We start from the raw sequence: 15,713 nt of genomic DNA on the forward strand, positions 1-15,713 counted from the left end.
GGAGTTTTTTCTTTATATTAGTCAATCTAATCATTTAAATATTTGTTTATACTATCATCATACGCTTTCATTAGTTTTAAAATAATTGAATTCTTTTCATCCAGTTTAACATCATTTACTAAATATATTGGCAATATCTTAGGCGATGTACCAGATATAAACATTCCATCTAATTCATTAATTTTTTTATAATTGTATTCTTGCTCTTCTACTTTAAGATTTAATTGATTTGCCAATTCAAGAACTTTTTTTCGTGTTACTCCTGGTAATACTGCTTTTGTTGGTGATGTCAAAATAACATTATTTTTTATCATAAATATATTTGAACGACTTCCCTCAGTTATAAATCCATTTCTATCTATTAGTATTGCTTCATAAGCATTATTATTTTCAATTTCTTTATTAACCCCGCTTCTAAAATTATCATTTACAATCTTTGCATTTGGATTTTCTCTTTCTCCAAAATACAAAATTACTTTAACTCCATTATCGTACATTTCATCAGTAGGATATGAATGTTTTATAAAAAATATATCTAATTTTTTTTCAGTAATTGAATAAGTTATTTTTATATTTCCACATAATTTATTTTCTTTATTTATAAGATTTTTTATTTTCTCTTTTATTTCATCATTCTTTAATAAAAATTCTTCATTTATTAGATCAAAAGAGTTTTTCATTCTTTCTAAATGATCCTCTAAAAATAATGGTTTCCCATCTATTACACGTAATACTTCATATACAACTTTATCTTTCATTTTCAATACACCTTCTTGATAATTAATTATTTCCATTTTAATATCTTTATTTCATTATCTTTCTTATAATTTATAAGATATGGATTTCCTACTAAGTCCAATAACGGTTTGTCTGATAAAGAATCTGAAAACATATATGAATTTTTAAAATCTACCTGTATATTTTCTTTTTTTAATACTTCTTGTAATCTTCTAACCTTCTCTTCTCCTTTACAGTTTTCACCATCCATTTTTCTTATAAAAGCTTTATTTTCAAATTTAAATTTTGTTCCAATTACTCTATCAACTTCTTTAATTTTATAAAATTCTTTTACATAAAATTCAGGAGATGCTGAGATTAAATATATATCATATCCTTGTGTTTTTAATTCTCTCATCATTTTTATTGCATCATCATATAATATATTCTTTAATGTTGATTCAAAAAATTCACTTGTAAGTTCTAATAATTCCTCTTCATGCATTCCTTCAATAAATTTCAAGAATCCTTCTTTTACTCTTTTTTCATCGTATACCTTTATTAAATACATAAGCCCGCAATATAAAGCTCTTGGTAAATATCTAATATTTCTTTTATCTTTTTTAATCATATATTTAAAAAATTCCATTAGAGTTTCTCTTTTTGTAATTGTATAATCTATGTCAAATATGGCCAGTTTTTTCAAAATAAATTCCATCCTTTTTACTAAATATTCATGTTTAAATATTCATTCATACAGGAATTATCCTGATTTATTAATGATAAATACTTAAAAATAACTATTTGAATAGTACCTGAAAGTATATAGAAATTTTATTGATTTCCATATACTTTCATAAATAATTATATATTATTTTAACTTGTTTAAAAAGCTTGATATTCTCTCAATACCTTTTCCAATTATTTCTTTAGATGTAGCATAAGATAGCCTTACATAGTTGTCTAATCCAAACCCTGATCCTGGAATTACTGCAACCTTTTCTTCTTCCAATAATACTTTTGCAAAGTCTAAAGAATTACTGATCTTTATACCGTTTAAACTAGTATTCAAATATTCTGATATATTCACCATTATATAAAATGCACCATTTGGTTTAATTATTGAAATGCCATCAATGCTATTTAGTTTTTCTATCATAAAATTTCTTCTGCTTTCAAATTCCTTAACCATGTTCTTTAAATCTTCAATCGGTCCATTTAGGGCTTCTATAGATGCATATTGTGCAATAGTATTTACATTTGATGTCATATGACTTTGAATGCTAGTCATATGCTTAACAATTTGTTCACTTGCAGCTGCATACCCAAGTCTCCAACCAGTCATGGCATATGTCTTAGATACACCATTTATAACTATCGTTCTCTCATATGCATCTTGTGACAAAGATGCAATACTTATATGTTCATTCCCATCATATATTAACTTTTCATATATTTCATCTGAAATAATGATTAAGTCATTTTCTTTAGCAAACTCAGCTATTTCTACAAGTTCTTCTTTATTATAAATTGTTCCTGTAGGATTATTAGGACTGTTTAATAATATTGCTTTAGTTTTACTTGTTAAAGCTGAATTAAGAGATTCTATTGTATATTTATAGTTATCTTTTTCATCAGTGTTAACAAATACAGGAACACCATCAGCTAGCTTAACTAATTCTGGATAGCTAACCCAGTAAGGTACTGGAATAAGTACTTCATCTCCTGGATTTAAAATAGCCATAAAAGTATTAGCTAAACTTTGTTTTGCCCCTGTGGAAACTATTATTTGGCTTGGTTTGTATTCTAAGTTATTATCATTTTTGAATTTATTACATATAGTTTCTTTTAATTGTAATATTCCTCCTGCTGGAGTATACTTAGTTTTACCATCTTTCATTGCTTTTATTGCAGCTTCTATTATGTTTTCTGGTGTATTAAAATCTGGTTCTCCAGCCCCAAAACTTACTACATCAATTCCTTGACTTTTTAATTCGTTAGCTTTAGCTGTTATTTCAAGTGTAATTGATGGTGATATATTTCCTGCCTTTTTAGATAATTGCATTGCTTTATTCCCTCCACTATACTTATATATCTGATAAATTATTCCTATTAAAATATATCATTATTATAATTAAATATCAATTGACATTACCTATGTAAAAAAAATTAAATTTTTTTAATAAATATACGTAAATAATTACTAAGGCTACTATGATATGATCCTCTATAAAATGTAACTCTAATAGAATACAATAACTTTAATTAAAGAAATCATTTAGCCGTTGATTTTTTCAGCGCATTCTGGATTTTCTGAGCTTGCCGAAGAAAAGACCAGGCGCATATATTTTATTTTTTTATTCTTTAGGTTCAATGGAATTAGTTTATTACAATATTTTCCAAGTCAGTTTATCTACAAATTGTCCATGAATATAATTTCCTAAAGAATAAAAAAACCTTAGCACATTATAATGCTAAGGTTCTAATTTTATTCTTCACTTTCAGCCGCTTCTTGATAGAATGCTGATACTCTTTCAAACTCATCTTCATCAGGAACTACAAGTTCTTCATTATCAACTCTGAAAAGGTATACTGAATCTTCTTCTGGATTTTGTGCTAAAAGATATTCGTTTTCTTCAAATTTAAATGCATCTATTACTGGACATGAAGTTAGATTTCCATTTTCATCTTCTAAATCAATTACGAAACTTTCTTCTTCATCACCGCAACCACATCCACATTCATTATCATGATCGTGTTCACCACATCCGCATCCACATTCATTATCGTGGTCCTCATGTTCATTGCATCCACATCCACATTTTTCTAAATCTTTATCCATTATTCAACCTCCTTTTGGTTTATAATTAATTTTACCCTTTATTCATAAAAATTAAAACCCCAAAATATAAAAATATATTTTTTATTATTAATATTTATCTCAATTCACTTCTTTAAATAATTTAATTCTAATAAATAATACTAATTATAATAAAAAAAGCCTTTATCATAGAATAATTCCATGATAAAGGCTTACATATAAATTTTTTGCGCAAATTTATATTTTTATTTAATATTACTTACCAGCTAATTTCTTATATCCTTCAAGTCTAGCCATAGCATCAGCATGAGTCTTTTCAAATAATGCTTCTGCAGCTTCTGGGAATGCTTTAGCAAGTGAAGCATATCTAACTTCTCCCATTAAGAATGACTTGAAGTCTTCTGTTGGTTCTTTAGAATCTAATACAAATGGATTCTTATCAGTTCCAACTAATGTTGGGTTATATCTATACATTTGCCAGTATCCACAAGCAGTTGCTCTTCTAGCTTCTTCATGGCTGTTAGACATACCAATCTTAATTCCGTGGTTTATACATGGAGCATAACCAATGATTAATGATGGACCATTATAAGCTTCAGCTTCAGCTATAGCTTTAAGTACTTGATTTCTATCAGCACCCATGTTAACTTGTGCTACATATACATAACCATAAGTCATAGCCATCATACCAAGATCTTTCTTCTTAGTCTTCTTACCAGATGCAGCGAATTTAGCTATTGCAGCAGTTGGTGTAGATTTAGAAGATTGACCACCTGTATTTGAGTAAACTTCTGTATCAAATACAAATATATTTACGTCTTCGCCTGAAGCAAGCACGTGGTCAACACCGCCATATCCGATATCGTAAGCCCAACCGTCTCCTCCGAAGATCCATTGAGATCTCTTAACGAAGTATTCTTTTTGTTCTAATATAGACTTAGCAGCTTCAGTTCCTGATTTTTCAAGTGCAGCTACAAGTGCATTAGCTCTATCTCTAGTTCCAGCACCTTCATCTATATTATCTAACCAATCTTGAAGTTCTGCCTTAGCTGGATCTCCTGCTTCTATAGCAGCTTTTGCTTTTTCAGCAATTTCTTCTCTTATAGCTTTAACTCCAAGGAACATACCTAATCCATATTCAGCATTATCTTCGAATAATGAGTTAGCCCAAGCTGGTCCGTGACCGTCTTTGTTCTTAGTATATGGAGTTGAAGGAGCAGATCCTCCCCAAATTGATGAACATCCTGTTGCATTGGCAATCATCATTCTGTCACCAAATAATTGAGTTATAAGTTTAGCGTATGGAGTTTCTCCACAACCAGCACATGCACCTGAGAATTCAAGTAATGGTTGTTCGAATTGGCTACCCTTAACTGTATTCTTATTCATTGGGTTCTTCTTAGGCTTAACATCATGCATTAAGTAATCCCATGGTTCCATTTGATTATGTTGTGATGCTTGTGGTTTCATAACTAATGCTTTTCCAGGCGCTGGACAAATTTGAGCACAGTTTCCACAACCAGTACAATCAAGTGGTGTTATACCCATAGCATAATATAATTTTTCTTCACTCTTTAATGCTTTTGCATCAACTATCTTAGTGTCAGCTGGTGCAGCAGCTTTTTCTTCTTCATTAAGTAAGAATGGTCTAATAGCAGCATGCGGACATACTATTGCACATTGGTTACATTGAATACATTTAGCTGAATCCCATTCTGGAACATTAACTGCAATTCCTCTCTTTTCGAAAGCTGCAGTACCTGCTTCAAATGTACCATCTTCCATTCCAACAAATGTAGAAACAGGAAGATTGTCCCCTTCTAATCTGTTCATTGGAATAACTACTTCTTTAACAAATTTAGTTGCATGTTTAATTGGAGCCACTTCTTCGTCTTTAGCATTCTTCCATGAATCTGGAACCTTAACTTCAACTACTGATTCAACACCCTTATCAATTGCTGCGTTGTTCATGTTAACTACTTTTTCACCCTTCTTACCATAAGAAGTCACAACAGCATCTTTTAAATACTTAATAGCGTCTTCTATTGGAATAATGTTAGCTAACTTGAAGAATGCAGATTGCATAATCATGTTAATTCTTCCACCAAGACCAATCTCTTGAGCAATAGCTACAGCATTTAAAGTATAGAACTTAATATTGTTGTTAGCTATAAATCTCTTGTATGAAGCAGGTAATTCTCTTTCTAAATCTTCTTGATTCCAGATAGTGTTTAATAAGAAAGTAGAACCCGGTTTTAATCCATCAAGTACATTATATTTGTGTACATATGATTGATTAGAACAAGAAACGAAATCTGCTTTATTTATTAAATATGGTGACTTAATTTCTTTCTTACCAAATCTTAAGTGAGATACTGTGATACCACCTGATTTCTTAGAATCATAGAAGAAGTATCCTTGAGCATACATGTCTGTATGGTCTCCAATGATTTTGATTGCACTCTTGTTAGCACCAACAGTACCGTCTGATCCAAGACCCCAGAACTTACATGCTGTAGTTCCTTCTGGTGTAGCATCTATGTCTTCAGTTACATCAAGTGAAGTATTTGTAACATCGTCAACTATTCCTAATGTAAATCCGTTCTTTGGTTCTTCTTTTTCAAGGTTAGCATATACTGCTGCAATGTGACCTGGATTTGGATCCTTTGAACCTAGACCAAATCTACCACCAACAACTACAGGAGCATCAGCTTTACCGTAGAATGCATTTCTTACATCTAAGAATAATGGTTCACCAGCAGAACCTGGTTCTTTAGTTCTATCTAAAACTGCAATCTTCTTAACAGTCTTTGGAATAGCAGCTAATAATCTTTCATTTGAGAACGGTCTGAATAATCTTACTTTAACAACACCGACTTTTTGTCCGTTTGCATTTAAGTAATCTACAGTTTCTTCACAAACGTCAGTAACTGAACCCATAGCAACAATAACTTTGTCTGCATCTGGTGCACCATAGTAATCGAAGCAATGATATTCTCTTCCTGTTAATTTAGTGATTTCAGCCATGTATCCTTCAACAACTTCTGGAAGTTCATTGTAGAATTTATTAACTGATTCTCTTTCTTGGAAATATATATCTGCATTTTGTGCAGTTCCTCTTGTTACAGGGTTATTTGGGTTTAATGCTTTAGCTTTGAAAGCTTTAACAGCATCCCAATCTAATAATTTTGCTAATTCATCATATTCAAGCACTTCAATCTTTTGAATTTCATGAGAAGTTCTAAATCCATCGAAGAAGTTGCAAAATGGAATACTTGCTTTAATAGCTGATAAATGAGCTACAGCTGATAAATCCATTACTTCTTGAACTGAACCTTCGGCAAGCATAGCAAAACCAGTTTGTCTTGCTGCCATAACATCTTGGTGGTCCCCAAAGATATTTAATGAAGATGTAGCTAATGCTCTAGCTGATACATGGAATACTCCTGGTAACATTTCACCAGCAATTTTATACATGTTTGGTATCATCAATAATAAACCTTGTGAAGCAGTATAAGTTGTTGTTAATGCTCCAGCTTGTAAAGATCCATGAACTGCACCAGCTGCTCCAGCTTCTGATTGCATTTCCATTACCTTAACAGGTTGTCCAAATATGTTCTTTCTTCCTTGAGCTACCCATTCATCAACATGTTCTGCCATTGGTGATGATGGAGTGATTGGGTATATTGCAGTAACTTCTGTAAATGCATAAGAAACGTGAGCTGCTGCAGTATTACCATCCATTGTTTTCATTTTTCTCATCGCGTTGACCCCTCTTTCATTTGGTAAAATTCAAATTAGAATAATTTAAATTTTTATAAGCAAGTCACAAAATGACCAACTAATAAACACACTTTAAATTTACTTTTTTTATAATCTAAAATTATATTACTTAGGAATGTAATTTTAGTTTACATTCCTAAAAACATACTAAAACACAAATCCATGCTTTTATATACTTCTTGAACACAACTACTAAAAGCATTGAAAGTCCAACATTTTTAATTATATATATAAAAATATAATTTTAAATTATAAATATTGTCTGCTATTTTATTTTGTTAAATAATTAACTTGCACACACAAAATACAATAACCTACTCTCTTATTATATCTCACATAAAAATTTTTTCAAGATTAGATTGTATAAAATGGTCTGATTTATATAATAATTATATTTCTTGTAGTAATTATCTTTTTATACTTTGAAGTAAAATTTTAACTATATTCTCAACTCCACTTTTCATTTGACTATTTTCCATGTTTCTTATAAGATTATTTTTCTCATGTTTAAGTTCCTTTATTTTATTAATAAATCTCTCAGTATTTAATTCTTCTTCTTCTATCATTAGTGAATAACCTTCTTTTGTAAATGACTTAGCATTTAAAATCTGATCTCCTCTACTGGCTTTTTTAGATAGAGGAATCAATAAAGTTGGCTTTTTTAATGTTAAAAATTCGAAAATAGAATTAGCACCCGCTCTCGATATTATATAATCTGCACATGCCATTAAATGTGGTAATTCTTCATTTACATATTCAAATTGTTTATATCCTATTTTATTTGCAAGATTCGAATCTAAATTTCCTTTTCCGCAAATATGAATTATATTATAGTCTTTTAATAATGAATCTATGTTATTTCTTATTAAATCATTAATAACTTTTGACCCTGTACTTCCACCCATAATAAATAAAATTTCGCGTTCATCTTTAAACCCACATATTTTTTTCCCTTTTATTTTATCGCCCTTTAATATTTCTTCCCTTATTGGACTTCCTGTCAAAATCCCCTTATTGTCTTTTATATATTTGAGACTTTCTCTGAAGGTTACACAAAGCTTATCACAAAATGGAGCTGACAATTTATTTGCAAGACCTGGAGTCATATCTGACTCATGTGCAACTATAGGTATTTTCTTCAGATGAGCTGCTATTACAACTGGTACAGCTACAAATCCGCCTTTAGAAAATACAATATCTGGCTTTTCTTTTGCCAATATTCTTGTAGCATCAAATACACCTTTTAGAACCTTAAACGGATCAGTAAAATTCTTAAAATCAAAGTATCGTCTTAACTTCCCACTACTGATTCCATAATACGGGATATTATTTTCTTCTATTATATTTTTTTCTATTCCATCTAAACTTCCAATGTATTTTATTTCAAAATTCTTTTCTTTTAACTTGGGTACTAGTGCTAAATTTGGAGTTACATGTCCTGCCGTTCCTCCGCCTGTCATTATTATCTTATATTTATTCAAAAGTCTCATCCTTTCTAAAAATGTTAAAGTTGTCCTATATGTCCTTTAATTTTATAATATATTTTTTCTTTTTTTACACAATATATGATTGTAAACCAAAGGAGGTTGATGATAATGAGTTACAATAGTAATCAAACTTTAGTTCCTGAAGCTAAACAAGGTTTAGCAAATTTTAAAAATACAGTAGCTGGTGAAATGGGTGTTCAATTCACAGACTACAATGGAAATTTAACTTCTAAACAATGCGGTAGCGTTGGTGGAGAAATGGTTAAAAGAATGGTAGAACAGTACGAAAAAGGACTATAATATCCTATTTCTAAAACTAATCATTAGTTAACTACCAAGATGAAAGATTAAGAATTTTATAAATTCTTAATCTTTTTATTTTCTCCATTTGTTTTAATATTTAATCACTCAACTCTAAACTAGTAATAAATTAAAAAGTTTAGGTAACATATACGCTCTTTTTATTCAAGCTTCGTATTACAGTATAGCCAATCTTTATCTACTAATGAAGATGTTTCTTTAAAATGTATATGCATAGGTGCTTCCTCTAAAAGAATTTCTTCTAACTCCCATAAAATAAGCAAATTCGTAAGAATTTATATTCTTATATTCTTATATTCTTATATTCTTATATTCTTATATTCTTATATTCTTATATTCTTATATTCTTATATTCTTATATTCTTATATTCTTATATTCTTATATTCTTATATTCTTATATTCTGGGCATTTTATCTTTATTAAAATATTTATACAAATAAATTTTTTAAAGGAAACTCACTATTCACGTTCGCTCATAGGAGTAAGTTCGATCAGCCAAATATAAAATTTGGGTTCTCACTTATATTCTGGGCATTTTATCTTTATTAAAATATTTATACAAATAAATTTTTTAAAGGAAACTCACTATTCACGTTCGCTCATAGGAGTAAGTTCGATCAGCCAAATATAAAATTTGGGTTCTCACTTATATTCTGGGCATTTTATCTTTATTAAAATATTTATACAAATAAATTTTTTAAAGGAAACTCGCTATTCACGTTCGTTCATAGGAGTAAGTTCGATCAGCCAAATATAAAATTTGGATTCTCACTTATATTCTGGGCATTTTATCTTTATTAAAGGATTTATGCAAATAATTTTTTAAATGAAACTCACTATTCACATTCATTCATAGGAGTAAGTTTAAGCAGCTAAATGCAAGATCTGGGATCTCACTTAAATTCTAGGAATTTTACAATGTCTAAAATATTTATGCAACTTTTTTATTTCAAACTTTGATATATTACTATGTTTATCTATAATTTTGTATAACAATTTGAATACTAACATTACCATTATATTCATTTATATTGGGATAAAATACAAAATCTAGTTTTACATCATTAAAAATTCCATCATATAATTTTGATAATTCTTCTGAATTGTATTTATCACAAACCGTTTGTTCAAATTCTTCTATATCTCCAAAATATATTCCATCAAATATTTTATCACTATTACTTTTAAGCTTCAATTTTAATACATTTCTATTTTTGCCCAATATCTGTGCTTTAATAACATTAACATCTTTAATTCCAAACAAAGCTTTCTCATTTCCTTTTCCAAAAGGTTCAAGCTTCTCTAAATCTTCTATTAATCTTAAATTTATTTGATCTAACGGCAATACGCAATCTATCTTAATTTTTTTTATTAAATCCTCATCTTTTAACATTGAATTTTCATTTAGTTTTTCTCTAAGTTTGTCAATATTTTCTTCCTTGATAGAAAGACCTGCTGCCATTGGATGACCACCAAACTTTTCTAATAACTCTTTACATTCCAAAAGTTTTTCAAACATATTATATTCTTCAATTGATCTTCCAGAACCTTTTGCAAATTCTTCACCATTTGTAAGAATCAGTGTTGGTGCATTATATCTTTCTCTTATTCTTCCTGCAATTATTCCTGCTAGACTTTCATGAATGTGAGGCAAATAAACTACCAATACTTTATCATTTATTATTTCAGTTCCTTCTATGATTTCTATGGCATCTTCTACGCCTTTCATTGTCATATCTTTTCTTTCTGCATTTAATTTAACTAATTCTTTAGCTAAGTGTACTGCCTCATCTTCTTCATCTGCTAATAATAGTCTTAATCCTTTTTTAGCATTATCTAATCTGCCTGATGCATTTATACATGGTCCTATTATAAAGCCTAGATGATATACAGATATTGTCTTATCTTGTATTTCATTTTCTCTAATTAACTCACCTAATCCTAAGTTAGTCGTATTATTTATTTTTTCTAAGCCTTTTTTAACAAAAATTCTATTTTCATCAATTAAATCAACAACATCGCAAACTGTTGCTATTGCTAAAAACTCTATTAGCTTATAGCATTCTTCTTTATCTATATTAAATTCTTCATATAGCACTTCTATAAGTTTAAATGCAACACCTGCACCACAAAGACTCTTGAATTTATAATTGCAGTCTTTTTGTTTAGGATTTAATATTGCATCAGCATCTGATCGAAGAAATATTTTCTTATTATTTTCATCTTCAACAAAAGGTATGTCATGATGGTCAGTAACAATTACAGTTAAACCTAATTCCTTAGCATATTTTATTTGATCTATTGCTGAAATTCCATTATCACATGTTAAAATTGTATCTATACCATCATCTTTTGCTTCCTTAATTATTTTCTCATTTATTCCATATCCATCTTTTATTCTATCTGGAATCTCATAATCAACATTTGCATTACATTTTTTTAGTGCTGTATACAGCATATAGACACTAATAACGCCATCAACATCATAGTCTCCGATAATTCTTATTTTTTTATTAGTAATTATCTTTTCTTTTAATATATTTACCGCTAGTTCTAAGTCTTTCATTTCTCTTGGATTATGTAATTTATTAAATTCTGGTGTAACATAACTTTTTATAATTTCATCCTCAAATATGTCTCTATTTATTATTAATTTGCTCATCAACTCAGAAATTCCATATTTTAAAGACATGGTCTTATAATCAGCTTTTCTATTCTTTATGAACCATCTTTCCTTCATAATAAACTGTCACCTTTCTATAAACACGCATCAGTTCACATTTTAAATTAAAACACATAACTAAATCCCCTTTCGGGGATTTAGTTATGCATTTTTTCTATATTACTTAATATCTATAAACATTTTATATAACATTCCTGAAGCGATGCTATTAACTTTATCTTCATATCCTAAGGCTTCTAATAATTTATAAGAAAAAGTCATTGCTGTAGCTGGACCTCTGCTTGTTATTATATTTCCATCCACTACAACCGCCTCTTCAGAATACTCACAATTTGGTAATTCGTCTTCATATCCTGGATAAGATGTAATTTCTCTATCTTCTGTGAGTCCTGCCTTTCCAAAAACTATTGGAGCAGCACAAATTGCCCCTATTAATTTTCCTTCTTTATTTTGTTTCTTAACAAATTTAATCACTCTATCATCATCTCTTAAGTTTGATGCTCCTGGCATTCCTCCTGGAAGAACAACTAAATCATATTCCATATTTTCATGGAATATTTTATCAGCTTTTACAGTTACATTATGTGATGAAGTAACATATTCTTTATCTATAGATACCAAATCACAAGTTACATTTGCTCTTCTCATTATATCTGATACAGTTAATGCTTCGACTTCTTCAAAACCTTCTGCTAATAATATACATACTGTTTTCATATATATTCCCTCCTAAAATTCAAATAATGAGGATATTCTATTTTATCTTAGAACACCCTCATTCACTACCATTTTATTATATTATACATTGTATAATTACAGTTATCAATTTTAATTTATAATATTAGGCATATTTAAGAAAATAACAAGTTCAAAATGTCATGATTATTTTTCATCAGGCAAGGAAGTAAATTGATCTCATAGCCATGCCTATTAGAGCAATTTGCTGACGCAGCATGGTGGAAAATAGGCTTGACAGATGGACTTGCTATTTTTTTGATTATGCCTTAATTATCAATATTAATATTTTTTATTTCATCTCCCAGTACAAGTACTATCATGTTATTTCCTCGACCTGCCCTGTTTTGTAGCTTTATATCTTTTATATTAATATTTTCTTTTTGCTTAGAATTTGTTGTTAATACAATAGTGTTTCCACCTGCTTCTACATAATCACTAGTGAATTTTCCAAATATAACTTCATCATCTTCTCTTAGACTTATACCTGTAACTCCTGAAGCTATCTTACCCATTGGATTAACATTTTCTACTGGAAATCTTATTGCCATTCCTTTTTTGGTTATCATAACTAAGTAACCTAACTTAATCTTATTTATATCTGCAGCCACAACCTCATCATCTTCAAACTTAAACTTATAACATGCCTGCTTTAATACATCGCCTTCAAACTCTTTTAGTAATGTTTTCTTTACCATGCCCTTTTTACTAAATAGATATACAACAGTATCTTCTTCATAAGAATTAACCGACATTAACGTAACAACTTTTTCTTTTTTATCTAATGCTCCTACAAACGTTTCTACTGAAACTTCTTCTTCCATAAGTTTCTTCATTAAAAATACAGGTATTTTATATACGTTACCTATATTAGTAAATATCATTAGTTCACTTAAAGAATTAGTTTTTACTTTTAAAAGATCTTCTTTAACTGTTTTATATGCTTTTAATTTGCCTTTTTCATTAATTCCTATATTTAATTCAAAGTAATCAATCCCCTCTACCTCTTCGACATTTATGACTTCATCATGATCTGATAAATTAAATAACTGAACAGGCAAAATATTTCTTCCGGCTTCTTCAATCTCAGGAACTTCAAGTGTAAATTCTAATCCTAGTTTTGTTTTGATTTTTAAATTCTTTTCTTCATCTTTAAGTTCTTTAAGATTAACGCTTATTAACTCATCATATTCTTTAAGTTTTAAAGCTTGAAGCTTAGTATAAGATGTTTTAAATTTTTCTAATGAAGTTATTTTAATTCCACCTCTACTTGTCATAAATTTAAATGCCTTATCAGGATTTAAATTATCTAAAGAAATTATGCTGACTATTTTTTCCTCTTCAAGATTTAGGGTTTTTATAATTCTATCTAATCGTTCGCCTTTTTCTTTCCACTTCATTTCTGGAATGTTTATTCCTTTTGTTTGATACATAAATCCTTTATTAGTAAATATCATTAATGTATCTTTTGTATTGGCGCTTATTAAATATTTTAATGAGTCTCCTTCCCTATATTCTATATCCTCAGGATTAGAATTTGATCTATTGTAGTTCTTAAGAGGTAATCTTTTTATAAATCCATCATTAGATACAGTCACCATTACATCTTCTATTACTATCAATTCTTCTAAATCTATTTTACTTACTGTGTCATCATGAATTATTTGAGTTCTTCTTTCATCACCATATTTATCAGTAACTTCCTTAAGCTCTTTTTTTATAACCTTTAATAATTCTTTTTCACTCGCAAGAATCTTTTCTAATTTCTTAATAAGTTGTTCTAGCTGAGCATATTCTTTTTCAAACGCAGTGATTTCAAGTCCAGTTAATCTGTATAGCATAAGTTCTAGTATGGCTTGTGCTTGTATTTCTGTAAAACCATACTTACTTATTAAATTATCTGAAGCATCCTTTTTAGATTTTGATGATCTAATTGTTGCTATTACCTCATCTAATATATTTATAGCCTTTATGAAGCCTTCAACTATATGATATCTTTTTTTAGCCGCCTCTAATTCCTTTATTGTCCTTTTCGTTACTATTTCTTTTTGGTGTTCAACATAATATTTTATGATTGCTTTTAGTCCCATAGTTTCTGGCTTACCATTTGCAAGTGCAACCATATTAAAGCTTATGTTACATTGAAGATCAGTCTTCTTAAATAAATATTTAAGAACTTTATCAGCAGTAGTTTCATCAGTACTCTTTTTAAATTCTATTACTGCTCTTATTCCATTTCTATCAGATTCATCTCTAATATCTGTAATTGACTCTAAGACTTTAGAATGTTTTTTGTCTCCAGTCATTTCAGAAATAGTTTGAAGTAATTTTGCTTTATTCCTTCTATACGGAAATTCAGTTATTACAATACCAAGTCTACCATTCTCAAGCTTTTCTATAGATGTTTTCGCTCTATAAGCAACCTTTCCTTCACCTGTCTCATACGCTGATAGCAATGATTTTTCACCTATTAATATTCCGCCTGTAGGTAAATCAGGTCCTTTTATATATTCCATAAGTTCTTTTGTTGATATTTCATTATTATCAATATAAGCAAGGACTCCATTGGTTACTTCTGTCAAATTATGTGGTGGAATATTAGTTGCCAAACCAACCGCTATACCAAAAGCACCATTGACCAAAAGATTAGGATATCTGCTTGGCAATACCTTAGGTTCCATTTCACTATCAGAATAGTTAGGAATCATTTCTACTGTTTCTTTATCTATATCTCTAAGCATTTCCAGAGCGATAGGTGAAAGTCTTGCTTCTGTATACCTCATAGCTGCTGCACCATCACCATCTATTGATCCCCAGTTACCATGGCCTTCTATCAGAGGTTTTCTAGTCGAAAAATCCTGTGCTAGAATTACCATGGCTTCATATACAGACGTATCACCATGTGGATGGTATTTACCTAATATATCACCAACTATTCTCGCCGATTTATAATATGGTCTATCAGGAAATGCTTTAAGCATATACGCCCCATATAGTATTCTTCTATGTACAGGCTTTAATCCATCTCTTACATCTGGAAGCGCTCTATCTTTAGCTACTTCAATTGCATATGGTAAATAGTTTTCAGGCATTGCATCTTCTAAAGGCACGCCTACTATATTTTTATCTTTTGGAATAAGTGTATCTGTTTTTTTTGCCATAAAA

General features: G+C 29.5%; 10 protein-coding genes. 1 reads left to right on the forward strand and 9 read right to left on the reverse strand.

The window, feature by feature from the left end:
* Positions 1-26: 26 nt before the first annotated feature.
* From BN2920_RS18220 to BN2920_RS18245, 6 genes are all read right to left on the reverse strand, one after another.
* The gene (locus tag BN2920_RS18220) at positions 27-758 is read right to left on the reverse strand and encodes an aminotransferase class IV (RefSeq protein ID WP_058296954.1); all 732 of its coding nucleotides are present in this window, start codon (positions 756-758) and stop codon (positions 27-29) included.
* Between the two features lie 26 nt (positions 759-784).
* Complete coding sequence (locus BN2920_RS18225) at positions 785-1,423, reverse strand: HAD family hydrolase (RefSeq protein ID WP_058296391.1); 639 nt, start codon at positions 1,421-1,423, stop codon at positions 785-787.
* A 165-nt stretch (positions 1,424-1,588) separates the two neighbouring features.
* Positions 1,589-2,782: a pyridoxal phosphate-dependent aminotransferase gene (locus BN2920_RS18230; protein WP_058296392.1), complete on the reverse strand. Its 1,194-nt coding sequence runs from the start codon at positions 2,780-2,782 to the stop codon at positions 1,589-1,591.
* A gap of 423 nt (positions 2,783-3,205) precedes the next feature.
* Entirely contained in the window at positions 3,206-3,559 is a 354-nt protein-coding gene (locus BN2920_RS18235; protein WP_058296393.1) for a DUF1292 domain-containing protein, read from the reverse strand.
* A gap of 234 nt (positions 3,560-3,793) precedes the next feature.
* Complete coding sequence (gene nifJ / locus BN2920_RS18240) at positions 3,794-7,300, reverse strand: pyruvate:ferredoxin (flavodoxin) oxidoreductase (protein ID WP_058296394.1); 3,507 nt, start codon at positions 7,298-7,300, stop codon at positions 3,794-3,796.
* 428 nt (positions 7,301-7,728) lie between these two features.
* Positions 7,729-8,802: an undecaprenyldiphospho-muramoylpentapeptide beta-N-acetylglucosaminyltransferase gene (locus BN2920_RS18245; protein WP_058296395.1), complete on the reverse strand. Its 1,074-nt coding sequence runs from the start codon at positions 8,800-8,802 to the stop codon at positions 7,729-7,731.
* Between the two features lie 114 nt (positions 8,803-8,916).
* Here BN2920_RS18245 and BN2920_RS18250 point away from each other — a divergent pair, with 114 nt between their 5' ends.
* Complete coding sequence (locus BN2920_RS18250) at positions 8,917-9,108, forward strand: alpha/beta-type small acid-soluble spore protein (RefSeq protein ID WP_058296396.1); 192 nt, start codon at positions 8,917-8,919, stop codon at positions 9,106-9,108.
* 995 nt (positions 9,109-10,103) lie between these two features.
* Here BN2920_RS18250 and recJ read toward each other — a convergent pair.
* The 3 genes from recJ to BN2920_RS18265 form a co-directional block, all read right to left on the reverse strand.
* Positions 10,104-11,870: a single-stranded-DNA-specific exonuclease RecJ gene (gene recJ, locus BN2920_RS18255; protein WP_058296397.1), complete on the reverse strand. Its 1,767-nt coding sequence runs from the start codon at positions 11,868-11,870 to the stop codon at positions 10,104-10,106.
* Positions 11,871-11,972: 102 nt separating this feature from the next.
* A complete protein-coding gene (locus BN2920_RS18260) occupies positions 11,973-12,530 on the reverse strand; it encodes a DJ-1 family glyoxalase III (protein ID WP_058296398.1) in 558 nt (185 codons plus the stop codon).
* Between the two features lie 287 nt (positions 12,531-12,817).
* Positions 12,818-15,709 (reverse strand): DNA topoisomerase IV subunit A, encoded by a 2,892-nt coding sequence (locus BN2920_RS18265; protein ID WP_058296955.1) that lies wholly within the window; start codon positions 15,707-15,709, stop codon positions 12,818-12,820.
* Between the last annotated feature and the right edge of the window lie 4 nt (positions 15,710-15,713).

The organism is Clostridium neonatale (genome assembly GCF_001458595.1).
Taxonomy (GTDB): domain Bacteria; phylum Bacillota; class Clostridia; order Clostridiales; family Clostridiaceae; genus Clostridium; species Clostridium neonatale.

What these genes read in the sequence shown, in the direction of transcription:
- BN2920_RS18220 (WP_058296954.1), bottom strand. Translation starts at nt 758, where the DNA reads ATGAAAGATAAAGTTGTATATGAAGTATTACGTGTAATAGATGGGAAA.
- BN2920_RS18230 (WP_058296392.1), bottom strand. Translation starts at nt 2,782, where the DNA reads ATGCAATTATCTAAAAAGGCAGGAAATATATCACCATCAATTACACTT.
- BN2920_RS18235 (WP_058296393.1), bottom strand. Translation starts at nt 3,559, where the DNA reads ATGGATAAAGATTTAGAAAAATGTGGATGTGGATGCAATGAACATGAG.
- nifJ (WP_058296394.1), bottom strand. Translation starts at nt 7,300, where the DNA reads ATGAGAAAAATGAAAACAATGGATGGTAATACTGCAGCAGCTCACGTT.
- BN2920_RS18250 (WP_058296396.1), top strand. Translation starts at nt 8,917, where the DNA reads ATGAGTTACAATAGTAATCAAACTTTAGTTCCTGAAGCTAAACAAGGT.
- recJ (WP_058296397.1), bottom strand. Translation starts at nt 11,870, where the DNA reads ATGAAGGAAAGATGGTTCATAAAGAATAGAAAAGCTGATTATAAGACC.
- BN2920_RS18260 (WP_058296398.1), bottom strand. Translation starts at nt 12,530, where the DNA reads ATGAAAACAGTATGTATATTATTAGCAGAAGGTTTTGAAGAAGTCGAA.
- BN2920_RS18265 (WP_058296955.1), bottom strand. Translation starts at nt 15,709, where the DNA reads ATGGCAAAAAAAACAGATACACTTATTCCAAAAGATAAAAATATAGTA.